At 62.5% G+C, this 23,984-nt stretch carries 24 protein-coding genes and 1 pseudogene; 22 read left to right on the forward strand and 3 right to left on the reverse strand.

What is annotated here, in order from left to right; all coding sequences use genetic code 11:
- The first annotated feature begins 13 nt into the window (after positions 1-13).
- The 10 genes and pseudogenes from adhP (at position 14) to AX709_RS14865 (ending at position 8,862) form a co-directional block, all read left to right on the forward strand.
- Positions 14-1,039, forward strand: a complete 1,026-nt coding sequence (adhP, locus tag AX709_RS14820) for an alcohol dehydrogenase AdhP (protein WP_037569599.1) — start codon at positions 14-16, stop codon at positions 1,037-1,039.
- Positions 1,040-1,064: 25 nt separating this feature from the next.
- A complete protein-coding gene (locus AX709_RS14825) occupies positions 1,065-2,771 on the forward strand; it encodes a copper resistance system multicopper oxidase (RefSeq protein WP_015449263.1) in 1,707 nt (568 codons plus the stop codon).
- Positions 2,768-3,754 (forward strand): copper resistance protein B, encoded by a 987-nt coding sequence (locus AX709_RS14830; RefSeq protein WP_004212678.1) that lies wholly within the window; start codon positions 2,768-2,770, stop codon positions 3,752-3,754. The genes AX709_RS14825 and AX709_RS14830 overlap by 4 nt, the downstream gene beginning before the upstream one ends.
- Entirely contained in the window at positions 3,748-4,989 is a 1,242-nt protein-coding gene (locus AX709_RS14835) for an MFS transporter (RefSeq protein ID WP_007683345.1), read from the forward strand. Before AX709_RS14830 ends, AX709_RS14835 begins: the two co-directional genes overlap by 7 nt.
- Before the next feature lie 79 nt (positions 4,990-5,068).
- Positions 5,069-5,506: a DUF411 domain-containing protein gene (locus tag AX709_RS14840; protein ID WP_007683347.1), complete on the forward strand. Its 438-nt coding sequence runs from the start codon at positions 5,069-5,071 to the stop codon at positions 5,504-5,506.
- 383 nt (positions 5,507-5,889) lie between these two features.
- A complete protein-coding gene (locus AX709_RS14845; protein WP_004212689.1) occupies positions 5,890-6,153 on the forward strand; it encodes a type II toxin-antitoxin system RelB/DinJ family antitoxin in 264 nt (87 codons plus the stop codon).
- Positions 6,140-6,421 carry a type II toxin-antitoxin system YafQ family toxin gene (locus AX709_RS14850; protein WP_004212690.1) on the forward strand — a complete coding sequence of 94 codons (282 nt, stop codon included), beginning with the start codon at positions 6,140-6,142 and terminating at the stop codon, positions 6,419-6,421. The genes AX709_RS14845 and AX709_RS14850 overlap by 14 nt, the downstream gene beginning before the upstream one ends.
- Positions 6,422-6,822: 401 nt before the next feature.
- Positions 6,823-7,517 (forward strand): annotated as a pseudogene (locus AX709_RS14855) (Mu transposase domain-containing protein); the annotation flags it as partial.
- Entirely contained in the window at positions 7,504-8,232 is a 729-nt protein-coding gene (gene istB / locus AX709_RS14860) for an IS21-like element helper ATPase IstB (protein ID WP_025549137.1), read from the forward strand. The pseudogene AX709_RS14855 and the gene istB, both read left to right, overlap by 14 nt.
- Before the next feature lie 171 nt (positions 8,233-8,403).
- Positions 8,404-8,862, forward strand: a complete 459-nt coding sequence (locus tag AX709_RS14865; protein WP_004212694.1) for a TonB-dependent receptor domain-containing protein — start codon at positions 8,404-8,406, stop codon at positions 8,860-8,862.
- A 710-nt stretch (positions 8,863-9,572) separates the two neighbouring features.
- On the opposite strand, the gene AX709_RS14870 is transcribed toward AX709_RS14865, so the two are convergent.
- From AX709_RS14870 to AX709_RS14880, 3 genes are all read right to left on the reverse strand, one after another.
- Positions 9,573-11,840, reverse strand: a complete 2,268-nt coding sequence (locus AX709_RS14870) for a nitric-oxide reductase large subunit (RefSeq protein ID WP_066550559.1) — start codon at positions 11,838-11,840, stop codon at positions 9,573-9,575.
- A gap of 78 nt (positions 11,841-11,918) precedes the next feature.
- Positions 11,919-12,383, reverse strand: a complete 465-nt coding sequence (locus AX709_RS14875) for a cupin domain-containing protein (RefSeq protein ID WP_004212697.1) — start codon at positions 12,381-12,383, stop codon at positions 11,919-11,921.
- Positions 12,384-12,640: 257 nt separating this feature from the next.
- A complete protein-coding gene (locus tag AX709_RS14880) occupies positions 12,641-13,099 on the reverse strand; it encodes an Rrf2 family transcriptional regulator (protein WP_066550566.1) in 459 nt (152 codons plus the stop codon).
- Positions 13,100-13,208: 109 nt separating this feature from the next.
- On the opposite strand from AX709_RS14880, the gene AX709_RS14885 reads away from it, so the two are divergent.
- The 12 genes from AX709_RS14885 to ccoS all read left to right on the forward strand — a co-directional run bounded on the left by AX709_RS14885 (position 13,209) and on the right by ccoS (position 23,965).
- Positions 13,209-13,646 (forward strand): group III truncated hemoglobin, encoded by a 438-nt coding sequence (locus AX709_RS14885; RefSeq protein ID WP_004212701.1) that lies wholly within the window; start codon positions 13,209-13,211, stop codon positions 13,644-13,646.
- Positions 13,639-13,914 carry a DUF1971 domain-containing protein gene (locus tag AX709_RS14890; protein ID WP_004212703.1) on the forward strand — a complete coding sequence of 92 codons (276 nt, stop codon included), beginning with the start codon at positions 13,639-13,641 and terminating at the stop codon, positions 13,912-13,914. The genes AX709_RS14885 and AX709_RS14890 overlap by 8 nt, the downstream gene beginning before the upstream one ends.
- 40 nt (positions 13,915-13,954) lie before the next feature.
- The gene (gene hmpA, locus AX709_RS14895; protein WP_004212704.1) at positions 13,955-15,166 is read left to right on the forward strand and encodes an NO-inducible flavohemoprotein; all 1,212 of its coding nucleotides are present in this window, start codon (positions 13,955-13,957) and stop codon (positions 15,164-15,166) included.
- A 12-nt stretch (positions 15,167-15,178) separates the two neighbouring features.
- Positions 15,179-15,640 carry a hypothetical protein gene (locus AX709_RS14900; RefSeq protein ID WP_004212706.1) on the forward strand — a complete coding sequence of 154 codons (462 nt, stop codon included), beginning with the start codon at positions 15,179-15,181 and terminating at the stop codon, positions 15,638-15,640.
- Positions 15,641-15,889: 249 nt separating this feature from the next.
- Positions 15,890-16,678, forward strand: a complete 789-nt coding sequence (locus tag AX709_RS19230; protein ID WP_004212707.1) for a YbaY family lipoprotein — start codon at positions 15,890-15,892, stop codon at positions 16,676-16,678.
- A gap of 345 nt (positions 16,679-17,023) precedes the next feature.
- A complete protein-coding gene (ccoN, locus tag AX709_RS14910; RefSeq protein WP_004212708.1) occupies positions 17,024-18,667 on the forward strand; it encodes a cytochrome-c oxidase, cbb3-type subunit I in 1,644 nt (547 codons plus the stop codon).
- A 3-nt stretch (positions 18,668-18,670) separates the two neighbouring features.
- Positions 18,671-19,423, forward strand: a complete 753-nt coding sequence (ccoO, locus tag AX709_RS14915) for a cytochrome-c oxidase, cbb3-type subunit II (RefSeq protein ID WP_004212709.1) — start codon at positions 18,671-18,673, stop codon at positions 19,421-19,423.
- 15 nt (positions 19,424-19,438) lie between these two features.
- A complete protein-coding gene (locus AX709_RS14920) occupies positions 19,439-19,609 on the forward strand; it encodes a cbb3-type cytochrome c oxidase subunit 3 (protein ID WP_004212711.1) in 171 nt (56 codons plus the stop codon).
- The gene (gene ccoP / locus AX709_RS14925) at positions 19,600-20,478 is read left to right on the forward strand and encodes a cytochrome-c oxidase, cbb3-type subunit III (protein ID WP_004212713.1); all 879 of its coding nucleotides are present in this window, start codon (positions 19,600-19,602) and stop codon (positions 20,476-20,478) included. The genes AX709_RS14920 and ccoP overlap by 10 nt, the downstream gene beginning before the upstream one ends.
- A gap of 198 nt (positions 20,479-20,676) precedes the next feature.
- Positions 20,677-21,495, forward strand: a complete 819-nt coding sequence (locus tag AX709_RS14935; RefSeq protein WP_004212715.1) for a DUF2189 domain-containing protein — start codon at positions 20,677-20,679, stop codon at positions 21,493-21,495.
- Between the two features lie 2 nt (positions 21,496-21,497).
- Positions 21,498-23,759, forward strand: a complete 2,262-nt coding sequence (locus AX709_RS14940; RefSeq protein WP_004212717.1) for a heavy metal translocating P-type ATPase — start codon at positions 21,498-21,500, stop codon at positions 23,757-23,759.
- The gene (gene ccoS, locus AX709_RS14945; RefSeq protein WP_004212718.1) at positions 23,756-23,965 is read left to right on the forward strand and encodes a cbb3-type cytochrome oxidase assembly protein CcoS; all 210 of its coding nucleotides are present in this window, start codon (positions 23,756-23,758) and stop codon (positions 23,963-23,965) included. Before AX709_RS14940 ends, ccoS begins: the two co-directional genes overlap by 4 nt.
- The last annotated feature ends 19 nt before the right edge of the window (positions 23,966-23,984 follow it).

The raw sequence follows: 23,984 nt of genomic DNA on the forward strand, positions 1-23,984 counted from the left end.
AGGAGAAACGGACATGGCGAAAACCATGAAGGCGGCGGTCGTCCGCGAATTCGGCAAGCCCCTGGTCATCGAGGAGGCGCCGATCCCGGCGGTCGGCCCCGGGCAGATCCTGGTCAAGATTGCGGCAACCGGCGTGTGCCATACCGACCTGCACGCGGCAGAAGGAGACTGGCCGGTCAAGCCCAACCCGCCCTTCATTCCTGGCCATGAAGGCGTCGGGCATGTCGCCGCCGTCGGTGCAGGCGTCACCCATGTGAAGGAAGGCGACCGGGTCGGTGTGCCCTGGCTCTACACCGCCTGCGGGCACTGCGTGCATTGCCTGGGTGGCTGGGAGACGCTTTGCCACGAACAGCAGAACACCGGCTATTCGGTCAATGGCAGCTTTGCCGAATATGTCCTCGCCGATCCCAACTATGTTGGTCACCTTCCCGACAATGTCGACTTCCTCGACATTGCGCCGATCCTCTGCGCGGGCGTCACCGTCTACAAGGGATTGAAGGCCACCGAGGCCCGACCCGGCGAGTGGGTGGTCGTCTCCGGCATTGGCGGGCTCGGCCACATGGCGGTGCAATATGCCCGAGCCATGGGTCTCAATGTGGCCGCGGTCGACATCGACGATAGCAAGCTCGACCTCGCTACACGCCTTGGCGCCACACTGACGGTCAACGCGCGCAACGAGGACCCTTCGGCAGCGCTCAAGAAAGCCATTGGCGGCGCGCACGGGGCGCTGGTGACCGCCGTTTCGCCCAAGGCGTTCCAGCAGGCGCTCGGCATGGTCCGGCGCGGCGGCACGGTCGCGCTCAACGGCCTGCCGCCGGGCGACTTCCCGTTGTCGATCTTCGACACCGTGCTGAACGGCATTACCGTGCGCGGCTCGATCGTTGGCACGCGGCTCGATCTGCTCGAGGCACTGGCGTTCGCCGGCGAGGGCAAGGTCAAGGCCACGGTCCATGCGGACAGGCTCGAGAACATCAACGACGTCTTCTCCCGCATGCATCATGGCGACATCGAGGGCCGGATCGTCCTCGACCTCGCCTGAAGCCGACTTCGCGAAAGTACAGTTCATGTCTCCCTTACATATCCGGCCGATCGCGCGGCGCCGTTTCGTCCAGGGGCTGGCGATCGGCGGCGCGGTCGCCGGTTTCGCCCCGGCGCTTCTCGCGCGATCCGCACCAACCTTGCCCGCTGAGCTGAGCGGGACCGAGTTCGACCTCGAGATCGCCGAGCTGCCGGTCAACTTCACCGGCAAACGCCGTATCGCGACCGCCGTGAACGGCAGCGTGCCCGCGCCGGTCCTGCGCCTGCGCGAAGGCGACACGGTCACGCTGCGCGTACGCAACGGCCTCAAGGAGATGTCGAGCATCCATTGGCACGGCATCATCGTGCCGGCGGAGATGGACGGCGTGCCCGGCATCAGCTTTGCCGGCATCGCGCCGGGCGAGACCTTCACCTATCGCTTCGAGGTCCGCCAGAGCGGAACCTACTGGTATCACGCTCACACGCTCGCCGAGCAGACGGGACTCTATGGAGCGATCATCGTGGAGCCAAAACAGGTGCCGACGGCGCGGGCGCCCGATCGCGACTATTGCATCGTACTCAGCGACTGGTCGGACGAGCCGCCGTTGCAGATCTTCCTCAATCTCAAGAAGCAGAGCAGCTACTATAATTTTGCGCAGCCGACCGCCGGCGATTTCCTCAAGGATGTCGGCACCATGGGCTTGGGCAAGGCGCTCGAGCGGCGGCGGATGTGGAACAGCTCGCGGATGAACCCGACCGACTACAGCGATGTCTCTGCCGCGACCTACACCTATCTGATGAACGGCGCGCCGCCCGCCGGCAACTGGACCGGTATCGCCGCGCCCGGCGAGCGCGTGCGCCTGCGCTTCGTCGGCGCGGGGACGGCGACGTTCTTCGACGTGCGGATCCCCGGGGTCGAGCTGACGGTCGTATCCACCGACGGGCAGCCGGTCGAGCCGGTCACGGTCGAGGAATTCCGGATCGGCCCGGGCGAGACCTACGACGTCGAGTTCACCATGCCCGAGGGCGGCGCCCGCACCATCTTCGCGCAGGCGATCGATCGGAGCGGCTATGCGCGTGGCACGATCGCACCGGCCCCGGGCATGGCGGCAGCCGTGCCGCCGCTCGATGCCCGGACCTGGCTCGAGCCGGTCGACATGATGGGCGCGATGGCGACGATGGGCGCAATGGGAGGCGACGCGCATGCCGGGCACGGCATGACCGAGATGCCGGCCAGGGCACGGCACGCCCGCACCGAATATGGCGCCAATACCGACATGCGCGTCGACTATCCGCGCACCAATCTCGACGATCCCGGCGCCGGGCTGCGCGGGCGCGGCTGGCGCGTGCTGACGCTGGCCGATCTGCGCACGCCGGGCGGCGATCCCGACCCGCGCGAGCCCGAGCGCGACATCGAGCTGCATCTGACGGGCAATATGGAACGGTTCATCTGGTCGCTCGACGGCATCAAGCTCAACGATTCCAGGCCGCTTCATTTCAAGCCAAACGAGCGGCTGCGCGTCACCTTCGTCAACGACACGATGATGGCGCATCCGATGCATCTGCACGGCATGTGGAGCGATGTCGAAGGCCCGGACGGCGCCTTCCAGGTCCGCAAGCATACGGTCGTGGTCCAGCCCGCCCAGCGGGTGAGCTTCCGCGTCACCGCCGACGCCATGGGCCGATGGGCCTTCCACTGCCATCTGCTCTATCACATGGCGGCCGGCATGTTCCGGGAGGTGGTGGTCGCATGATCCGGATTTTCCCCTCGCGCGGCATCGCTCTTGGCGCTGCCCTCTTCCTGGCGCCGGCGATCACGGCTCCCGCCCTCGCGCAGGATGCCTCGCCCCCGTCGCCCGCCGCCACCCCTGCCCAAACGGCCACTCCCGCTCAGCACACCCCTTCCGCGCAAGGCTCTCAGGACCATGCGGGCATGGACATGCCGGGCATGGATATGACCGACACGAAGGCGTCCGGTAACGGCGCCACGATGGACATGGGCTCGATGCAGGGTGGCAAGGCCCCGCCGGACGCGCGCAACTCGGACGATTATGCCGACGGCTATCGCAACTCGACGCTGCCGGGCTATGAGATGGCCGACAAGCTCTCGATCCCCAAGATACTTGTCGATGAGCTCGAATTCGCCAGCGGCAACGAGGGTCAGGGCGTGGGTTGGACCGTGCTCGTCACCAAGGGTCAGGACAATGACAAGCTCTGGCTGCGCAGCCAGGGCCTCAAGAACTCCCGCGACCAACGTCTCGATCCGGAGAGCAGCGTCGAGGCGCTGTGGTGGCACAGCAAGAACCCGTTCTGGGGCACGCTGCTCGGGGTCAGGCAGGATCTCGGCAAGGGCGCGACGACATGGCTGGCCGCCGGCGTCGAGGGACTGGCGCCTTATTGGTTCGACGTCCAGCTCACCGGCTATGTAGGGACCGATGGGCGTCTCGCGGCGCGCGCCAAGGCCTCCTATGAGGTCCTGTTCACCAATCGGTTGATCCTTACGCCGCAGGTGGAAACCAATATCTATTCGAAGCGGTCGAGCGATCGGCAGCTCGGCAGCGGCTTCAGCAATGTCGAGCTGAGCGGACGGTTGCGCTACGAGGTGTCGCGCAAGTTCGCGCCCTATATCGGCTTCGTCTGGGAGCGCGCATTTGACGGCACGGCCGATTTCCGTCGCCTGCGCAGGGAAGGGCCTTCCGAACACAGGCTGGTGATCGGCTTGCGCGCCTGGTGGTGATCCGCGGATGGCCACTCGAGGGATCGACCGCGAACGCGCCGCGTGACAAGGCTGGATCGCAAGCCAACGGTCGCTGGCCGGCCTCCTTTTTCGTCTTGTTGCTCGCGGCGGCTGCGGCGTCGGCGGGACAGACGGCCATTCTCGCCTTCCTTCCGGCACTGGTCGACCCGGCTCGTGGCGCGCTATCGTCAAGCGCTCATGATTTTCACGTCGCGAGCCTGACCGCGGTCCATCCCCTGGCAGCCTTGCTGGCGGCGCCGCTCTGGGGCTGGATCGCGGACCGGGTCGACTATCGGGCGATGTTGCGCGCAGCGCTGGTCATCCTCGCGCTGGTGACCGCGCCGATCGGCCTCGTCGGGTTGCCTGAGCTTTATGCATTGCGTCTGGTGGCGGGGATGGCGTCGGCCGCCATCATACCGTTGGGCTTGCTCTGCGCGAGCTTTGCCGCAAGCGGGCGCGCGGACCAGGCGCGCCGCTTCACCTGGCTGACCGCCTTCGTGTTTCTGGGCGATCTCGCCGGTCCGCTGGTGGCGGAGGTCTCGGCCGCGATCCTGCCCCGCGCTCCCCTCATGATCCTCGCTCTCGGCATCGGTGCCGTCGGGGCGGCGCTTTGCGCCGTGCGTCTGCCGCGCTGGTGTGCACCTTGCATCGATGGCGGAGACCTGCCCGCGCCTACGCTCGGCGCGACGTTGATCCTGCTTTTTATCACGATCGTCGCGGGCGGCGGGCTGGCGGCGATGCATGTCAATCTCCTGGTGACGCGGAGCGCCATTTCGCTGAGCCGCGAAGAGATCGCCTGGATGCTCAGTCTCTGCGGATTGGGCATGCTGGCGGCACAGATCTTCCATGCAAAGCTGGATTGGCTGGTCACTGTGCCGAGGCGGCTTGCCGGATTGACGCTGGGCCTGCTGGCTGTGGCACTTTTCATGTTTCCTGTCGCCGCGAGTATGGCCGAGCTCAGTGGGATCATCGTTGCTGCCGGCTGGAGCTCGGCAACCCTTCGATTGGTCACCAGCTTCTGGATCAGCGGCGGCGGGGCCCCTTCAGGCGTGAAGCTCGGTTTCCAGCATTCCGCCGCCAGCATCGGGCAGGCGCTCGCGCCGCTGGCGATAGCCATCGTCGCTCCCGGGGCGCAGCCGCTCGTTCTGTGGGGGATTGGTGGTCTATCGCTAGCGCTGCTTGTGTCCCTGCCGCTAGCCTGGAGGCCGCCCGCCATCGTAAAATCATCTGCGTGATGAGGGGAGGGGCGCATTGATGCGTATAGAAAAGAAGGGGCCTCTGCCCCATGCTTATCGTTCTTCCGCGAGTCATTTCATGAAGACCCGCCTATTCGTCGCCTTGCTGTTCCTCGCCATGCCCGGCGTAGCGCTTGCGGCCAGTGATATCGTCGTCCACCGGGATCCGGGATGTGGATGTTGCGAGAAGTGGGCGCAGGCCGTGCGCGCGAAGCTGGGACGCAAGGTCGTCATGCGTGACGATGCGTCGCGCAGCGAGCTTCAGCGCAAGGCCGGCATGCCCCGGACGCTGGCATCTTGCCACAGCGCGATCGTCGATGGCTATATGATCGAGGGCCATGTCCCGATATCCGACGTCAAGCGCTTGCTGGCGACCCGTCCTGCGGGCGTCAAAGGCATTGCGGTTGCGGGGATGCCGATCGGTTCGGAGGGCATGGAAGTGGCAGGCGCTGCCCGCCAACCCTATACGGTGGTGGCCTTCGGCAGCGCCGGTCAGCGAATTTTCGCCCGCCATTGATATCGCGCGGTTTGCAGCATCCTGCAGAATTGCCCGGTGGTAGAGGACCCCGCTGTCGAGTGTAGAACCTTGTGTCAAGCGAGCTGATGGCGTCCCTACCCCTACCTACACTGAAAAAGCAACGATTTGTCTTGTAAGTTGTTCGCGGTCGTCTCCCTGATTTGCCTGAATTTGGCCCAAAATGTGGAACGATTGTGGGACCGTTTGCCCACCGAAAGTGTGAGAACGGCCCCAACATTCCCGATCAGGGCCCCGAACCGATGGCACTCACAGCATTGAAGGTGAAAAACGCGAAGCCCGGTCGCCATGTCGATAGCCGGGGCTTTGCCTGATTGCACTTTGCGTTCGCTTGCATTACATCGTCATGCAGAAAGGAAATCGACATGGCCGCAAACGCTCTTGTGCAGACCCGGATCGACGGAGCGGTGAAGGAGGAAGCCGCGACCGTGCTGGCTGCTATGGGGCTGACCGTCTCCGATGCCGTGCGCCTGATGCTGACCCGCGTTGCCCGCGACAAGGCCTTGCCGTTTGAACCGCTGGTGCCCAATGCCGAGACGATCGAGGCCATGAAGGAAGCGCGCGAGGGAAAGGGCAAGCGGTTCGCCACGGTGGTCGACCTGATGGCCGACCTCAATGCGGACGATTGAACGCTTCGGGCGGTTCAAGCGCGACTACAAGCGGGAGAAGAAGGGGCAGCACGCCAAGACGCTGGACGCTGACCTGATCCCGATCATCGAGGCGCTGGCATCCGACGAGCCGCTTGAACCGCGCCACCGCGACCATGCGCTGACCGGCGACTGGCGCGACCATCGCGATTGCCACATAAAGCCCGACCTCGTGCTGATTTACCGCAAGCCCGATGACGACACCTTGCAGCTTGTGCGCTTGGGATCGCACGCGGAATTGGGTTGGTGACGCCCGCGCATGGCGAGCTTATACGTTTGTCGGGTATGTCAGCCAGAGGCACGATTACGGGTTAGGTGTGATCAGCGAGCATCCGATGCCAACAAGCTTTTGCAGAAGACATCAATCGCAGAGATGCATTCGGCAGGCGCTGCTTGAAACAAAAATGAGGGCCATAAATCACTTTCACCCTCAAATTCTGACAAATTTGCCGTTAGTTCACGACTGGTGAGCGAGAAATGAGCCGATCGCGTTGGGCTTGAAGAGCCGACCGCTCGCTCCACCGTCGTGACCCCTACGTTGATGACCGGCGGATGCTGGCCCGGTAGACGATGCTGCCGAGAGCGACGACGACGCCCATGATGGCAAAAGATTCCATGCTCGAATGGCTCAAAAGCCAGATCGTGAGAAGGAAGGCGGAGTGCCGGCGCTGGGCCGAGCACCACACCCATCCCGAGCGCGGCGATATCACCGTGGCCTAGGCGCTGGAGATGGAGCGGCCTGTCCTGCAGCCGATCCTGGCGCCCTTCGATGGCTTCCATGAGAGCGAGCATGCCGTCACCGGCACCTGCCTCATCAGCTTCGACCGCAACCGCTACTCGGTCATGTCCAGGGCGGCGCGGCGCACGGTGCAGGTGCGCGCCTATGCGGGCCGGATCGTCATCCGCTGCGGCGAAGAGATCGTCGGGGAACATGAGCGTCACTTCGGGCGGAACCGCACCATTTACGATCCCTGGCATTATCTGCCGGTTCTGGCCCACAAGCCCGGTGCCCTGCGCAACGGCGCGCCGTTCCAGGACTGGGAGTTGCCGCCATCCCTCCATCGCCTGCGACGCAGGCTGGGGCACGGGGATGAGGCGGATCGCAGGTTCGTGCGGGTGCTCTCGGCCGTGCTCACCGATGGCTGGAGCAGGTCGAGGCGGCGGTGCGCGAAGCGCTGGCGAGCGGAACGGTCAGCGACGACCTGATCCTCAACATCCTCTCCCGTCGCCGCGAGCCGGCGACGCCCCATAGCATCGTCACTTCGGAAGACCGGATGCTGAGTCACCCGCCGATCGCCGACTGTGCCAGCTATGACCGACTGCGAGGCTATGATGCAGCGGCATGAGATGATCGACACAATGCGCGGCCTGGGCCTCAAGGGCATGGTGGCCGCGTTCGACGAGGCCGTCACCACCGGCCTCCAGCGCCAGCGCACCACCATGGAGATCCTGACCGATCTGCTCCGCGCGGAAGCCACCCATCGCGACGCCGCCTCGATCCGATATCGCATGACGGCCGCGCGGCTGCCGGTGGTGAAGGACCTGGAGCGGTTCAGCTTCGAAGGGACGCCGATCAACGAGGGACTGATCCGCTCCCTGCATGATGGCTCCTTCCTACCGGCGCGTCGCAACATCGTGCTCGTCGGCGGCACGGGCACCGGCAAGACCCACCTCGCCATCGCGATTACCGCCAACGTCGTGCGCAAAGGGGCTCGGGCACGATACTTCAACACCGTCGATCTGGTGACACGCCTCGAAGAGGAGGCCCGGATCGGCAAGGGCGGGACCCTGGCGGGACAGCTCTCACGGCTCGACCTGGTGGTGCTCGATGAGTTGGGATATCTGCCGTTCGCGCGCTCTGGTGGCCAGCTCCTGTTCCACCTGATCAGCAAGCTCTACGAACGCACCAGCGTCGTTATCACGACCAACCTCGCCTTCGGCGAATGGCCTACCGTGTTCGGGGATCCCAAAATGACCACGGCTCTGCTCGACCGCGTCACTCATCACTGCGATATCGTCGAGACCGGCAACGACAGCTGGCGCTTCAAAAACCGCAGTTAGCCGCCACTCTCACCCCAGCTTCAAAACGAACTTGCGCTGTGTACGCCTCCGGCCGGGCTACGCCCGACCTCCGCCGCACACAGCGCAGGGCATCAACCCTCCGCTCAATCTCGAAAAGGGGGTCCCCCTTCAACGCCTATACGGGGTCCCGTTTGCGCGCCGTTTGACAAAGTGAATGGCAGACTGCCGATCACCCCGGCATTGCTGCTGACCGCGAATTATACCTACACCGATTCCGTCCGGAAGGGTGGCGGCGAGCCCGCTTTCGACGGCAGTTCGCTTGACGGAACGCCGCTCGACAAGACGCCCAGGCACATGGCCAACGTTCGCCTGGACTGGCAAGCGACCGAGCAGATCGCGGCCTATGTGCTCGGCTACTACTCGGGCAAGCAGACTTTCAGCGGGTTCCGCAACGGCGCGCTCAACACCCGCACCCGTGAAGGGAGCACGACCTTCGATGTCGGCATCAATTTCACGATCAATGAGAATTTCGCGCTGAGGGCGGCGGTGCTCAACGTCACCGACAAGATCGTGCCGGTCGATGACCGCGGCCGGTTTGATGGTCTCGACGGCAACTGGATGCTCGATGAAGGGCGCCGCTTTTGGGGCACGGCAACGATCAGCTTCTGATCGATCAGGCCGGCCTTCTGCCTTCGCGTTCGAATATTCGCTGAATGCAGAGAGTCGGCCCCTTTTCATCCATGGATCCCGATTCAAGAAACGTTTCTAAAGTCAGAATTCAGTGATCAGTGGATTCGATCTCCGTAAGGAGCGGGGTGGGAGCACATAACCCTGACCGGCGAAGAATATCGCTGGCCAAAATTCTTAGCGTAGGATTTGGTCCCCTCCTGGAAACGCACCATGATCGCCATGTGCGGCATCGAGCGCGTCAGTCGCATTTGCGCCCGATGCCAACTGTCATGGATCCGTCCAAGCTGGTGACGGGGCGCGAAACGGCGCGGCAGTTTTTGCCCTTGCGGGGACGCCGGAGGGCTTTGCGCTCAGAGGCTGTCATGCACACCTGTTCATACAGCCATTTATCGGCAAAAGCTTGCCCATCGACGCGCACGCGGCGCCGGTAACGGGATTGGTACCGAGACTTTTCCTCCGGCGATAGCGACTGGAATGAACAGTCCCGTGAGCCGGGCGGCATCTGAGCAATCGCGGGCGAGGATAGAGCAGCCATCGACCCGGCTGCCAGACCTGCGAACAGAAGTTTGGTGCGCATGGACAAAAGGTTCACCGAAACTCGCATCCAAGTGTGGCGTTTGTCGACAGAACGTGGCTAGCCCACGAGCAAGGGTTGGCTGGGACTGCGCGGCATCGGACTCCTCGATCGATCACTGTGCAATTTGCGCCTCGCTGTCGTCAGACCGGGGTCTGAGCCAAAGACTGGCGACAAACCAGGCGAGCGCTACCGCCCCGGCAGAAAAGACGATATCTCCAGGAACCCTCAGCCACACCAGCAGATCGACCACCGGTTGCTGCATGAACTCGGCCGAGCGAGCGTACCAGTAGCCCTTGTCAATCGCGGCGATCAGCTGAAGCGTACCAAGTGGCAGCAAGGTCAGGAGCGCCATCAACGCAAGGCCGATGTTGAAGCACCAAAAGCTCGTCTTCAGCACGCCTTCGTTCCAGATCAGGTTCGGCAACATGCCACGCAGGCAGAACAGGACGAGCCCGACGCCCAACATGCCGTATACGCCGAACAATGCGGTGTGTCCGTGCAGCGGCGTCAGATTGAGACCCTGCATGTAATAGAGCGACAGCGGCGGATTGATGAGGAAGCCGAACAGGCCTGCTCCGACGAGATTCCAGAAGGATACCGCGAGGAAGAACATGACGGGCCATTTATAACGCTGCATCCAGGGTGTCGCGCTGCTCAGCTTCCAGTGTTCATAAGCTTCGAAGCCAATATAGGCGAGCGGCACGACCTCGAGCGCTGAGAAGCTCGCGCCAAGCGCCAGCACCGCGATCGAGGTTCCCGCGAAGTAGAGATGGTGCAACGTTCCCAGCACTCCGCCTGCCATGAAGATGATCGTGGCAAACAAGACGGCGACCGTGGCGGTGGGTGTCGGAATGAGGCCGAGGCGCGTGAAGAGGAAGGCGATGACCGCGGTGGCGAACACCTCGAAAAAGCCTTCGACCCACAGATGGACCACCCACCAACGCCAATATTCAATCATGGAGAGCGCTGTATGCTCATTCCAGAACAGCCCGGCACCGTAGAAGAGTCCGATGGCTACGGCGGATAGGAAAAACAGCATCGTGATGTGGCGGGATTCGGACTTCTCTTTGAGCGCAGGCCAGAGCGCCCGGCCGACGAGCACAAGCCAGAGCATCAGGCCGATGAAGAGAAACCACTGCCAGAAGCGCCCCATATCGACATATTCCCAGCCCTGGTGTCCGAACCAGAAGTTCCTCTCCAGTCCCAGTTTCTGCATCACCGCGAGCCATTGCCCGGCAAAGGAGCCCACGACGATAATCAGGAGGCAGGCCCAGAGGATGTTGGCACCCAGAGCCTGGAACCTCGGTTCATGGCCCGAGATCGCAGGAGCTATGTAGAGGCCCGTTCCCAGCCAGGCTGTCGCGATCCACAGCACGGCAAGCTGCGTGTGCCAGGTGCGGGTGATCGAATAGGGCAGGATCTCGGCCGCTTCATAGCCATAAACCAGCTGCCCCTCGACCTGATAGTGGGCCGTCATTGCACCCAGCATGATCTGCGCGAGAAACAGTGCGAGAACGACCCAGAAATATTTGGCTGTCGCCCGCATCGAAGGCGTCACCGCGATCTCGCACAGCGGATCTTTCGCGGGGAGGTCGTGCTCCTTCTCCCTTCGTCCGTGCGTCACCGCATGGTGCCAACCCAACAGCGCGATGCCGGCAAGCAGGAAGGTGACGCTGAAGGCCGACCAGATGAATGTACTTGATGGTGGGCGATTCCCGACCAGCGGCTCGCTCGGCCAGTTGTTCGTATACGTTGTCGTCCGCCCTTGTCGTTCCGTTGTGGCCGCCCAGGCCGTCCACCAGAAGAAGGAGGTCATGGCGGCTCGGTGCCCTGCGTCGGGGACCGTATCGTTCTTCATGGCATAGTTTTCGCGCAGCTCGGCGGTGGCGGGGTCGTTGCCGAACAGATTGACGTAGTGCTTTGCCACCCGCTCGATTGCCACCGCGCGATCGTTGCTGATCGTGATGGTATCCGTGCTCGCTTCAAACGTGTTTCGGCGCATTTCCGTTTGCAGCCGCCGCTGGAGGAGCGCCTTGTGTTCCTCGTTTAAACTCTCAAAGGCGCCGCCCAGATCCCGCTGTGCCCAGAGATCGAGAAGTGCCAGTGATTCCCGGTGCAACCAGTCGGCTGACCAATCGGGCGCTACGTAGCCGCCGTGTCCCCAGATCGAGCCCAGTTGCATGCCGCCCATAGATTGCCAGACCTGGCGGCCACGCTGCATCTCGGCACGGGTGAAGACGGTTTCGCCGTTTGCGGTCACGACCTTGGCGGGAAGCGGCGGCGCCTGAATGCTGATGTCGCGGCCAACCAGAAGCAGGACGGCAAAAGAGACTGCCAGCAATGATAGAAGCCAAATCCAGAGCTGACGTGTTCGATCCATGGTTCTCCCCTATGGGCTACGAGGCGGTACAGCAAAGCGACTAGCGCGCTGCGCGCCGTGCCATCATGCCGCCCGTGATCAATTCTTCCTGGGGGCAGGCTGATCCGATTGAACGACCGGACCGCCTTCCGCTTCCCACCGGTCGACACAGTCGCAATCGTCATAGGCATCGACCGCCAAGGTCTCGGCGCCGGCTTTTGCCTGTGATCCTTCTACAGGCGGAAAGAGGATCGTCAGAAGCAGCACAGAGTTTTCCGCGCCCTTGACCGAGTGCGGCGCGCCTCCTTCGAGATAGACCCACTGGTTACGCCGCAGTTCGATCGAGCTTGCGCTGAGCTCGACTTTCACATGGCCCTCGAGGCAATGCAGCATGATGCTGCCCGGCACCTGATGCTGGCGCATTTCGGTGCCGCTCGGGATCACCAGCCGGATGGTTTCGAAATGGTCCGCCTTCACGATCGCTGTGGAATGTTCTTCATGTGTCGTCACGTTCTCGGGCAAGAGATCGACGACTTCTCCGGGCGCTGCGTGGTGAAGGGCCATATCGTTCAATTCCTTTCCGTGTTCGTGGTTTTATGATTGGAGCAAGACGGGCAAGCGGACTGCCGCGTGCGGTCCGGCTTGGAGCGTCCAGCGCGCAATACCTTTACCCATCGCGCGCCGATTTGGAGTCCTGCGGCGATCCATGACCGCGACGCGCGGCGACGACCGTCAAAGGGAGCGGGATCGACCGGTTCACCACATTCTGGACAGAACATGTCACGTTCCTCCTTTTCGGCTTCGATGCGCCAAGACGTCAATCATCCATCTGGCGCCGCAGGGGTTTCGAACCGATCGGCCGCGTTACGCTCGAAGAGCGACGCGAGATCTCGCCGCTTCGTCAGCAGGTCGGCAAGCGTATAGCGGTCAAGTACCGCCAGGAACGCGCCGAGCGCCTCCTTCAGCACGCCCGTCAGCCCACATGCAGGCGCGACCACGCATCCGCCGCAGTCAACGAGACCGAAGCCGTCCTCGGTCTGGCGTATGAGTGCGCCGATGTTGATCTCTTCGGGCGGCCGCCCCAGGCGGATGCCGCCCGACCGTCCACGCACACTCTCCACATCACCACTGCGTGCGAGTTGGTTCACCACCTTCATCAAGTGATTCTGCGAGATTCCGTAGGCCTGCGCGACCTCACCGATCGAGCACAGGCGGTCAGGCCGCGCGCCCAGATAGAGCAGCACGCGCATCGAATAGTCGGTGAACAGGGTCAGTTTCATGGGGCGTTCCCACTCTCTTCCTCAGCTCGTCGCATTAAGATGTATTCATCTTGCATGTTTTCAGGGAAAAGTATAGATGCATTCGGGATACATGATTGGAGTCGGGCGAATGACCGAGCTGGAACTGAAGGATGAGGCGCTCAAGCAGCTTGTCGACGCCTTCTACGCGCGCGTTCGCGCAGATGCCGACCTGGGGCCGATTTTCAACGACGCGATCGATGACTGGCCGGAACATCTCGAAAAGCTGGCGGCGTTCTGGTCATCCGTCATGCTCGCCAGTGGCCGATACAAGGGCCAGCCCGTGCCAGCGCACCTGAAGCACAGGTCGAGGATAACGCCAGCGCTTTTCGACCGCTGGCTCGCGCTGTGGGACTGTACGACAAACGAGATGATGGCGCCCGACGCAGCTGCGGCTCTGCAGGCGAAAGCGAAGCGGATTGCCGAGAGCCTGCAGCTTGCCATGTTTTTTCGGCTCGATCGGCCAAGCGTCGCTGACGGCGAGGCCGGGTCCATTCATTGCGAACGGCGAGTACCCACCCATGCCTGACATTCTACCCTATCGTTCGACGCCGGTGTTCGATCAGGACACGCTCCCGGCCGCCCTGCGGGCACGCCATGATACCAAGGCGGGTGTCTGGGGTTTGATCCGCGTTCTGGAGGGTGAGCTTCGGCTGACCTATCTCGATCCACCGTCGGAGGTTGTCCTGACGCCCGAACGGCCCGGATTGATCTTGCCGCAGCAGCCGCACTTCGTGACGCCCATCGGCGCCATGAAAATGCGGGTCGATTTCTATGATCAGCCGCCCGGCGCCTGATCGCCGGGAAACTCGAATCCCTTCCAACAAGGAGAAGTTTATGTCGCAGCCCCTCAGCGATCAGACCATCGCGCTCGTCAAGGCGACGGTCCCCGCGCTCGAAGCGCATGGTCTGGATATCGTGCATGAAATGTATTCCAGGATGTTCCAGAACCCGGACATTCGCGATCTTTTCAACCAGTCGCATCATGGTGACGCCGGTTCGCAGCCGCGCGCGCTCACCGGCGCCATTCTCGCCTATGCCAGCAATATCGACAATCTCGGCGCGCTGGCTCCCGCGGTCGAGCGCATCGCGCAAAAGCATGTCGGTCTCCAGATACTGCCGGAGCACTATCCGCACGTCGCCGAAGCACTGCTCGGTGCGATCAAGGCGGTGCTGGGCGATGCGGCGACCGACGAAATCCTCGGGGCCTGGGGGGAAGCTTACTGGTTTCTCGCCAATATCCTGATCGCGCGGGAACAGCGCGTCTACACCGAACAGAAGGACGCGGCCGGCGGCTGGAACGGCTGGCGCGATTTCCGCGTCGAAGACGTTGTGCGCGAAAGCAGCGTCATCAATTCCTTTGTCCTTCGCCCCGTCGACGGCGGCCCCGTCATGCGCCACAAGCCGGGCCAGTATCTTACCTTCTGGCTCGAAATTCCCGGACATCCGCCGGTCAAGCGCAACTACTCGATTTCGGCCGCCGCCAATGGCGAAACCTATCGCATTTCGGTCAAGCGCGAGCCGCAAGGGCTCGCGTCGGGCTGGTTGCACGACGAGGCGAAACCCGGGACGATCCTGAAGGTGGCCGCGCCTGCTGGCGAATTCTTCCTCGCCGATCATGTCGAACGGCCGGTCGTACTGCTGTCGGGCGGCGTGGGCCTGACGCCGATGGTGGCGATGCTCGAAGCCCTCGTTCAGAACGGCGCCGAAGTGCCGGTTCATTACATCCACGGCACGCATGACCGCGACACCCATGCGATGCGCGACCATGTCCGCGCTGTGGCGAGCCATGGCCAATCGATCGCGATCACCGATTTTCACCAGACCCCGCTCGAGGATGAAACAGAGGGCAGCGACTACGATGTGGCCGGCATAATTACCGATGAATGGTTGGTCGCCAGCACACCGGTCGCACAAGCGGACTATTACATCTGCGGGCCGCGTCCGTTCCTGCGTCATGCGGTCTCGACCCTGTCGCTGGCGGGTGTGCCGTCGGACAGGATCCACTATGAGTTCTTCGGCCCGGCCGACGAACTGCTCGCGGCCTGAGGGAGCGGAGGCATGGACGACATCATCCTGGCCCGGGCCGTTCATGTCCTGGCGGTCCTTGTCTGGATCGGCGGCGTGGCGTTCGTGACGCTTGTGGTGATGCCGTCCGTGCGCGCCGCCAATCCGCCGGCGGAGCGGCTGGCGGCCTTTCATCGACTGGAGGGGCGCTTTGCGGCGCAGGCGCGCATCTGGGTGCTATTGGCAGGACTGAGCGGCTTCTGGATGATCTATCGCGCGCAGATGTGGGACCGCTTTTTCGATCTTCGCTTCTGGTGGATGCATGCGATGGTAGGGCTGTGGGCCGTGTTCGCCGCGATGCTTTTCGTGATCGAGCCGCTGTTTCTCCACCGCCGAATGATGACATCGGTCAAGCCCGCCGCAGATTTTGCCCGAATGGAGACACTTCACCGAATATTGCTGGGTATCGCGGCTGTCACGGTTCTCGGCGCAGTGGCGGGAAGCCACGGGTTCTAGACTGCGCTTTTCGTGTGGTTCCAAAATTCAGTGGCTGTCTCCCAAGAGGGGATCAGATATCCGCCGGGGCCGCCCGCGCCAATCCAGCCCAATCTTCCGCCCGCCATCGGACGTTCGTGGTTCGGAACCATCCTATGCGAAGTCGATTCCCACAGGACTGCCGCTCGAAGCCCTCCCATTATTGCCGATGCCATGGGTTCCGCCTGACCTGCTCTCTTCCGCTCCAATCGCACAGCAAAGTGAAACGCCATGTTCAACAAGCCATTCACAGCCGTACTGGCGATGACCATGCTCGCGCTCGGCGGCTGCGCGACAGGCGCGCGATACGTCGATCCCCAAGCCCCCATTGCGGAGCTGAGAGACAAGGTCGTAACCGGCAACGCATCCTATCGACAGCGCATCGCTCTGCCCGCCCGCGCGAAATTCAACGTGAGACTGCTGGACGTTTCGCGCGCCGATGCGAGATCGGTGATCATTGCCAAGGAAACGCGCGAGACAGCAGGGCAGCAGGTTCCTTTGCCATTTTCGATTAGGGTGAAGGAACAGGACTTGAAGACCAACATGCGTTACGCAGTCCGTGCGACGATTACCGATCCCGAGGGCAACCCGATATGGACCACGGATACGGTTCATTCGGTCGATCCCACGCGGTTCGAGCAGGATCTGGGGACGCTCAATATGGTTCGCGTTGGTGACCGCCCGGCGGCTTCAGGCTTGATCGGCCCGCAATTCAAGGTGGAGGACATCAATCAGACCGGTCTGATCGACAAATCCAATGTGACGGTGCAGTTTTCGCAAGACGGCCGAGTGAGCGGATCGGCCGGCTGCAACAGGTTCACCGGCGACTATTCGATCGAGGAACAGTCGCTTCGGATCGGACCGCTCGCCGTGACGCGCCGGGCTTGCGTGCCGGCGCTCGGGAACCAGGAAACCAGGTTCCTGGCCATTCTGCAGGATGTGACCTCATGGTCCGTCAACAGCAATGGGTCAGTGCTCTTCCGTGCCGACGACGGACGATACCTGGCGGCGATACGCTGATTCGACCGCAGTATGCTGAAGAGCGGCTGCCGCTCAGTCCTGACCGATCGGAGACGGAGGTCGAGCCAGTCTTGGACACAGGCTTAACGGTCCAAGAGCTTGATCGGCAAAAGTCCATTGCGCCGTCGCCAAACACAGGTTCAAATTCGGCCGCGATGCGTGGCGAGCGACGCTGACCACTGATTTTTTGGTGTTTACCGCGGGAGACGGCAGGGCAATAGTTGGGAACTTCCGTCCGACCCGCGTGTTGCTGGTTCGGCGCGAGCTGTGTTCCCATCGGGAGCGAACCTGCTGCTGCGCTGTCAGCCCGTGGCGATGACCGATGAGGGGGGAAATAGATCGGCCATGATACTGACCTTGACCGAGACCGAACGCCAGATCGCGCTCGCCATTTCCGTTGCCGTCGGTCTGTGCGGCCTCGTTCTCGCAGCGGCAGGCAATCAGGACACAATGGAAATCCACGGCTGGCTGATCCTGGCCATTGCCGCCATTTGCGCCATCATCGTAATCCGCGGCATCTGGGGACCGGAACCGCCAAAATCCCGTTTGCAAAGCTACTATGACGAGCCCATCAAGGCCGGCATCATCGCCAGCATGGCTTGGGCGGTGGTGGCGATGTTCGTGGGGGTCTGGGTCGCCGCGCTGCTGGCATTCCCTGACCTGACGTTTGACAGTGCCTGGGCGAGCTTCGGCCGCTTGCGACCGGTGCACACCAGCGGCGTGATCTTCGGCTTTGGCGGCAACGCGCTCATCGCCACCTCGCTGCATGTCGTGCAGCGGACCTCGCGGGCGCGTCTTCCCGATCAGCTTTCGGCCTGGTTCGTGCTGGTGGGCTACAACCTGTTCTGCATCCTCGCGGCCAGCGGTTATCTGCTCGGGGTTACCCAATCGAAGGAATATGCCGAGGCCGAATGGTATGCCGACATCTGGCTGGTGATCGTCTGGGTGACCTACTTCATCCTCTACATCCGGACGCTCGCACGCCGCAAGGAACCACACATTTATGTGGCCAACTGGTACTTCATGGCCTTCATTCTCGTCGTCGCGATACTCCATATCATCAACAATCTCGCGATTCCGGTCTCGCTGGGCCATGCGAAGAGCTACACCATCTGGTCGGGCGTCCAGGATGCTATGGTGCAGTGGTGGTATGGTCATAACGCCGTCGCCTTCTTCCTGACGGCGGGCTTCCTGGGCATGCTCTATTACTACCTGCCCATCCGGGCCCAGCGGCCGATCTTCTCCTACCGTCTCTCGATCCTGAGCTTTTGGGGCATTACCTTCTTCTACATGTGGGCGGGTTCCCACCACCTTCATTATACCGCCCTACCGCACTGGGTTCAGACGCTGGGCATGACCTTCTCGGTGATGCTCCTCGTGCCGTCATGGGCTTCGGCTGGCAACGCCTTGCTAACATTGAACGGCGCCTGGCACCGCGTGCGCGATGATGCGACGCTCCGCTTCATGATGGTCGCGGCGGTGTTTTATGGCATCTCGACCTTTGAAGGTTCGTTCCTCGCCATCCGGCCCGTCAATTCGCTTTCGCATTACACCGACTGGACGGTTGGCCATGTTCACGCCGGCGCGCTCGGCTGGGTGGCGCTCATCACCTTCGGCTCGCTCTACACGCTGGTGCCGTCCTTGTGGAAGCGCGAGGCGATGTATTCGCCCGCCTTGGTCGAGTGGCACTTCTGGCTCTCGCTTGCCGGCACTCTTGTCTACATTTTTGCCATGTGGAACTCGGGCATCATCCAGGGCCTGATGTGGCGGACCTATACGGAGGAAGGCACGCTAGCCTACTCCTTCCTGGATTCGCTCAGAGCCATGTATCCCTATTACATCGCGCGTACGCTCGGCGGCCTTCTGTTCCTGATCGGTGCTGTGATCGGCGCCTACAATATGTGGAGGACCATTCGCGCCGCCTCGGCCCAGGCGCCGTTCGAAGGCGACGTCCCGCTACAGGCCGCGACGGCGGCGGGGAGGGCCTGAGCCGTGGCGGAACTGTTTCATCGCAAGCTCGAACGTTCGGCGATCGGCTTCGTGCTCGCCATCATCGCGGCTGCCAGTGTCGGCGGCCTCGTCGAGATCGCTCCGCTTTTCACGATCGACGAGACGGTCGAGGAGGCGCCAGACATGCGGCTCTACACGCCGCTCGAACTGGCGGGGCGAAACATCTATGTGCGCGAAGGATGCTATGCCTGTCACAGCCAGATGATCCGGACGCTGCAGGACGAAGTTGAGCGCTATGGTCCCTATTCGCTCGCGGTCGAATCCAAATATGACCATCCGATGCTCTGGGGTTCGAAGCGCACCGGACCCGACCTCGCCCGCGTTGGCGGCAAATATTCCGATTTCTGGCACGTCGCCCATCTGACCAATCCGCGCGATGTGGTGCCCGATTCCAATATGCCGGCCTATCCCTGGCTGGCGCGGACGCCCTTGCGCCTCGCTGATCTGCCCTTGCACCTCAAGGCGCTGCGGGCCGCGGGGGTGCCCTACACCGATGCCATGATCGAGAATGCGAGCGTCGATGCCTTCGACCAGGCGACACCGGAAAGCTCGACCTCGTCCGGTATCACCGAGCGGTATGGCGAAGAAACGCAGGTTCGCGTGTTCGACGATGTGGCGACCGAGGTCACCGAGATGGACGCGCTCGTCGCCTATCTTCAGGTTCTCGGCCGGCTGACCGACGTGCCGTACAAGAATACGGCCGCGCCGCAGAAGCCGCCAGAGCCGGTGAAATGACATGAGGAGGCAGGCATGGACATAAGCCACGAGGCTCTTGTTGCATTCTCGAAAAGCTGGGGGCTGTTCTACCTCATCGGTCTGATGATCGGTGTCCTCATTTATACGTTCCGGCCGTCCAATCGTGGCAAGTTCAACCGAGCCAAACAAAGCGTTCTCGATCAGGACGACAAGCCATGGACGTAGAGCGCGATCCCGTCAGCGGTCATGAAACGACCGGCCATGTCTGGAATGGCATCAAGGAGCTCGATACGCCGGTCCCCAAGGGTGTGCTGATTTTTCTGATCGTCACCCATCTCTTCGCTTTCGCCTGGTGGATTCTCATGCCGACTTGGCCCTTGGGCGACACCTACACCAAGGGAATTCTCAACATCGACCAGCGCACCTCGGTCGAAAAGCACCTGGTCGATTCGCAGGCGGGACGGGCCGACTGGATAAAGCGGATCGAAAGCGAGAACCTCGAGCAGATCGCGGCCGACCCCCGGCTCATGACCATCGTGCGTAGCACCGGCCACCGGTTGTTCGGCGACAACTGCGCCGCCTGCCACGGCATTAATGCCAAGGGGGGTTATGGTTATCCCGATCTGACCGATGACGACTGGATCTGGGGCGGCGACCTTGAGACGATCGCGCAGACCATGCGCGTTGGGGTCAATGTGGAGCATCCGCAGGGGCGCGTCTCGCAGATGCCCTCGTTCGGACGCGACGGGATACTCGATGCCGATCAGGTCAGTCTGGCGGCCAACTATGTCTACGCCTTGTCGCATCCCAAGTTCGTGACGAATGCCAATCGGACGTCGATTGTATCGGGGCGCGAGGTCTTCATGGCCAATTGCGCGATTTGCCATGGCGAGGATGCGCGCGGGAAGCGCGATGTCGGCGCTCCCAATCTGACGGACGCGCGTTGGATCTATGGAGGAGACATCGATCAGATCGTGGAGACCGTCCATGGCGGACGCCAGGGGCATATGCCGACATGGGACGAGCGGCTTACGGACTCGGATATCAAGATATTGGCGCTCTATGTTCATTCGCTGAGCGCGCCTCAGCGATGACGGCCATGCGATCCCGATCCCGGTGGCTGGTCTGGACGCTGGTGGCAGCAGGCCTTTTGCTGTTCGTTCTTGCGAACGCGCATTTTTTCTACGTCGCCTTTCGCTCGCAGCCCGAATGCGTGGGACATTTGAAGGAACGCGCGAACGGGAGCGGGCAGTATCGCGCGGCGAAATCGGCATGCTGAAAGGTAGCGGGACATGAGCGATAAAAGCCCCTCTTATGGCTTGCTGAGCCAGACCTCGGGCATCGAGGAGACGAAGAGCGCGCGGTTTCAGCGCCATCTTCCCGCTTCCATCGGCTTCCAATGGCTCAAGGCCGGATGGCAGGATCTTTTCCATCGGCCGATGCCGAGCCTGGCCTACGGTCTGGGCATTTTCCTTCTGTCTCTCGCTGCTGTCGCGATGCTCGCGCTGTATGGCCGCGACTATATTCTTTTTCCCGCGCTCGCCGGCTTCATGATCATTGCCCCGCTGCTGGCCATCGGACTCTATGAGAAAAGCCGCAACCGAGAAGCGGGACGCGATACGTCGCTGCGCGAAATGCTCCTGGTGAAACCGGCGGCGGGCCCGCAGGTGCTTTTCACCGGGGTCCTGCTCAGCCTGCTGATGCTACTGTGGATGCGATCCGCGGTGCTCATCTATGCGTTGTTCTTCGGCGTGCGCCCCTTTCCCGGCCTGCCTCACATAACCGCCTTCCTGCTGACCGAGCCGGTGGGATGGATTATTCTCGGCGTCGGCACGGCGGTGGGCGGCCTGTTCGCCTCATTCGCTTTTGCGATCAGTGTTTTTGCCATTCCGATGCTCCTCGATCGCAAGGTCGATGCGCTCACGGCGATGGGAACAAGCACGGCGCTCGTCTGGAACAACCTTGCGCCGATGATCGTCTGGGGCGCCATCGTCCTTGCGCTTTTCATACTCTGCGCGGCTACGGGCTTGATCGGCCTCATCGTCATCTTCCCGTGGCTTGGACATGCCACATGGCATGCCTATCGCGCGGTCTCAGACACGCAGGCCTAGACATGGCCAGCCATGCCATGCCTGCCGTCCAGGCGCCGACATCATTGACCGGGCAATCGGTCGATGAACTCATCTTCGCCAGCCAATCGCTGGATGACGGAACGATGAGGACGCAACTGTCGGTCCCGACCGCGCATTGCGGCGGATGCATGGCGAAGATCGAGCGCATCCTTGGTAACCTCGAGGGCGTCGTAGCGGCTCGGGTCAATCTATCGACGCGGCGTGTGACCGTCACATGGCGGCAAGCGCAAACCGCGAGTGCACCGCCTTTGCTGGCAACGCTGAACGAGGCGGGCTTCGAGGCAAATCTTCTCAGCCAACCGGACGAACGCGCCGATCCCGAAAAGCGCCGGCTGATCGTCGCGACAGCGGTCGCCGGCTTCGCGGCGATGAACATCATGCTGCTTTCGGTGTCGGTCTGGTCAGGCGCCGACCCCGCTACGCGGCAGCTGTTCCATCTCATCTCGGCGCTGCTCGCGCTTCCCGCGGTATTCTTTTCGGGGCGCATCTTCTTCTTGTCGGCATGGTCGGCATTGCGCGCGGGACGCACCAATATGGATGTGCCCATCTCGATCGGCATCGTCCTGACACTGGGTCTCAGCATCTACGACACGCTGCATTTCGGACGCCATGCCTATTTCGACGCGGTCGTGACGCTGATCTTTTTCCTGCTTGTCGGACGAACGCTCGACCATGCCATGCGTGACAAGGCCCGTTCGGCCGTGCTCGGGCTGACGCGAATGACGCCTGCGGGCGCGAATGTAATCGGCACGGATGGATCGCGCGCTTTTAGACCGCTCGAGGATGTCTCGGTGGGTGATGTCATCCTCGTCGCGCCAGGCGAGCGTGTTCCGCTGGATGGTCTTGTCCTTGCGGGCGAGGGCGATCTCGACACTGCCGCGGTCACGGGCGAGGCGATGCCGGTGCCGGTACGACCGGGAAGCACGCTCGTTTCGGGCATGCTGAATCTCAATGGTTCGCTCAAGGTGCGTGTGACCAACAGCCACGCGCGGTCCTTTCTATCCGAAATGGTGCGAATGATGGAAGCGGCCGAGCAGGGCAGAGCACGCTATCGCCGTCTCGCCGACCGTGTTGCGGCCTATTACTCGCCGATCATCCATTCGCTGGCCTTGGCCGTGTTTGCCGGGTGGTTCCTTGACACAGGCGATTGGCATCGGGCGCTGACCATTGCCATTTCGGTGCTCATTGTGACCTGTCCCTGCGCGCTTGGTCTCGCCATACCCATGGTTCAGGTCGCCGCGGCGAAGCGCTTGTTCGAGCACGGCATCGCGCTCAAGGATGGAAGCGCGCTCGAGCGGCTTGCACAGGTCGATACCGTGATTTTTGACAAGACCGGCACGCTCACTCATGGCGATTTGCGAGTGAGCAAGATCGCCATCGATGAACCCTATCGCGCAATCGTGATGGCGCTGGCGTCGCGTTCCAACCATCCCGTCGCACGCGCGATTGCCGCCAACGGCGGCGCCTTGTCCGGCCTCGATCTGGACAGTTTTTCCGAGCTGCCGGGCCGGGGTTTGGAGGGCCAGCGGAACGGCCATCTGTTTCGCCTGGGGCGTGCCGATTGGGCTTTGAATCCAGGCACGGGCGAGAGTGGCGGTTTCCAGACCGTGTTCTCGGTCGATGGTGAGCTTGCCGGCCATTTTGCCTTCTTGGACGTTGAAAAGACGAGTGCGCGGGAAGCGGTGGCCAAGCTTGACGCGCTTGGGCTGCCTATCGAACTGCTTTCGGGCGATCACATTGCTTCTGTGTCGGGGTTCGCGAACGCGATCGGTATCGCCCACTGGCGTGCCGGATTGCTGCCGCAGCATAAGGTGGAGCGGCTTCAGGCGCTGGCGGACAGTCAGCGCCTGACCTTGATGGTGGGTGATGGGCTGAACGATGGACCGGCACTGGCGGCGGCGCACGTTTCGATGGCTCCTTCCAATGCCGCCGACATCGGTCGGGCGGCCGCGGATATTGTTTATCTCGGCCAGGATCTCGATGCGGTTCCGCGCGCTGTGCAGATCGCGCGCGCGGCCCGGCAACGTGTCCGCCAGAACCTGGCGCTTTCCGTCGGTTATAACCTTTTGGTGATTCCTGTGGCCATGGCGGGCTATGTCACCCCACTGCTTGCTGCCGTCGCCATGTCGCTTTCGTCGATTTCGGTCGTTGCGAACTCTCTGCGAATTCCCGCAGCACGCGGATCACGGCTTAGCAGGCGAGCGCCGGCACCGACCCTCGTTCCCCTGGCCGCTACCCGATGAGCGGGATCCTGTGGCTGGTGCCGGTCGCGCTGCTGATGGGCCTTGCTGGGCTGGGCGCCTTTCTTTGGTCGATGCGCACCGGGCAGTATGATGATCTGGATGGAGCGGCCGAGCGAGTCGTGACCGACGCCAAGTCAGACCAGCCTCTTGTCGAACCTGATGATTGGCGACCCGAAACCGAGGGCGAGGCAAATCGTTTGCGATAAGGATGGTGGTGTGGACACC

The sequence above is a fragment of the Sphingomonas sp. CCH15-F11 genome (genome assembly GCF_001557005.1).
Classification (GTDB): domain Bacteria; phylum Pseudomonadota; class Alphaproteobacteria; order Sphingomonadales; family Sphingomonadaceae; genus Sphingomonas.

Excerpts from the sequence above, each read along its gene's own strand:
- adhP (WP_037569599.1), top strand. The coding sequence starts at position 14 with ATGGCGAAAACCATGAAGGCGGCGGTCGTCCGCGAATTCGGCAAGCCC.
- AX709_RS14825 (WP_015449263.1), top strand. The coding sequence starts at position 1,065 with ATGTCTCCCTTACATATCCGGCCGATCGCGCGGCGCCGTTTCGTCCAG.
- AX709_RS14830 (WP_004212678.1), top strand. The coding sequence starts at position 2,768 with ATGATCCGGATTTTCCCCTCGCGCGGCATCGCTCTTGGCGCTGCCCTC.
- AX709_RS14840 (WP_007683347.1), top strand. The coding sequence starts at position 5,069 with ATGAAGACCCGCCTATTCGTCGCCTTGCTGTTCCTCGCCATGCCCGGC.
- AX709_RS14845 (WP_004212689.1), top strand. The coding sequence starts at position 5,890 with ATGGCCGCAAACGCTCTTGTGCAGACCCGGATCGACGGAGCGGTGAAG.
- AX709_RS14850 (WP_004212690.1), top strand. The coding sequence starts at position 6,140 with ATGCGGACGATTGAACGCTTCGGGCGGTTCAAGCGCGACTACAAGCGG.
- istB (WP_025549137.1), top strand. The coding sequence starts at position 7,504 with ATGCAGCGGCATGAGATGATCGACACAATGCGCGGCCTGGGCCTCAAG.
- AX709_RS14870 (WP_066550559.1), bottom strand. The coding sequence starts at position 11,840 with ATGGATCGAACACGTCAGCTCTGGATTTGGCTTCTATCATTGCTGGCA.
- AX709_RS14875 (WP_004212697.1), bottom strand. The coding sequence starts at position 12,383 with ATGGCCCTTCACCACGCAGCGCCCGGAGAAGTCGTCGATCTCTTGCCC.
- AX709_RS14880 (WP_066550566.1), bottom strand. The coding sequence starts at position 13,099 with ATGAAACTGACCCTGTTCACCGACTATTCGATGCGCGTGCTGCTCTAT.
- AX709_RS14885 (WP_004212701.1), top strand. The coding sequence starts at position 13,209 with ATGACCGAGCTGGAACTGAAGGATGAGGCGCTCAAGCAGCTTGTCGAC.
- AX709_RS14890 (WP_004212703.1), top strand. The coding sequence starts at position 13,639 with ATGCCTGACATTCTACCCTATCGTTCGACGCCGGTGTTCGATCAGGAC.
- hmpA (WP_004212704.1), top strand. The coding sequence starts at position 13,955 with ATGTCGCAGCCCCTCAGCGATCAGACCATCGCGCTCGTCAAGGCGACG.
- AX709_RS14900 (WP_004212706.1), top strand. The coding sequence starts at position 15,179 with ATGGACGACATCATCCTGGCCCGGGCCGTTCATGTCCTGGCGGTCCTT.
- AX709_RS19230 (WP_004212707.1), top strand. The coding sequence starts at position 15,890 with ATGTTCAACAAGCCATTCACAGCCGTACTGGCGATGACCATGCTCGCG.
- ccoN (WP_004212708.1), top strand. The coding sequence starts at position 17,024 with ATGATACTGACCTTGACCGAGACCGAACGCCAGATCGCGCTCGCCATT.
- AX709_RS14920 (WP_004212711.1), top strand. The coding sequence starts at position 19,439 with ATGGACATAAGCCACGAGGCTCTTGTTGCATTCTCGAAAAGCTGGGGG.
- ccoP (WP_004212713.1), top strand. The coding sequence starts at position 19,600 with ATGGACGTAGAGCGCGATCCCGTCAGCGGTCATGAAACGACCGGCCAT.
- AX709_RS14935 (WP_004212715.1), top strand. The coding sequence starts at position 20,677 with ATGAGCGATAAAAGCCCCTCTTATGGCTTGCTGAGCCAGACCTCGGGC.
- AX709_RS14940 (WP_004212717.1), top strand. The coding sequence starts at position 21,498 with ATGGCCAGCCATGCCATGCCTGCCGTCCAGGCGCCGACATCATTGACC.
- ccoS (WP_004212718.1), top strand. The coding sequence starts at position 23,756 with ATGAGCGGGATCCTGTGGCTGGTGCCGGTCGCGCTGCTGATGGGCCTT.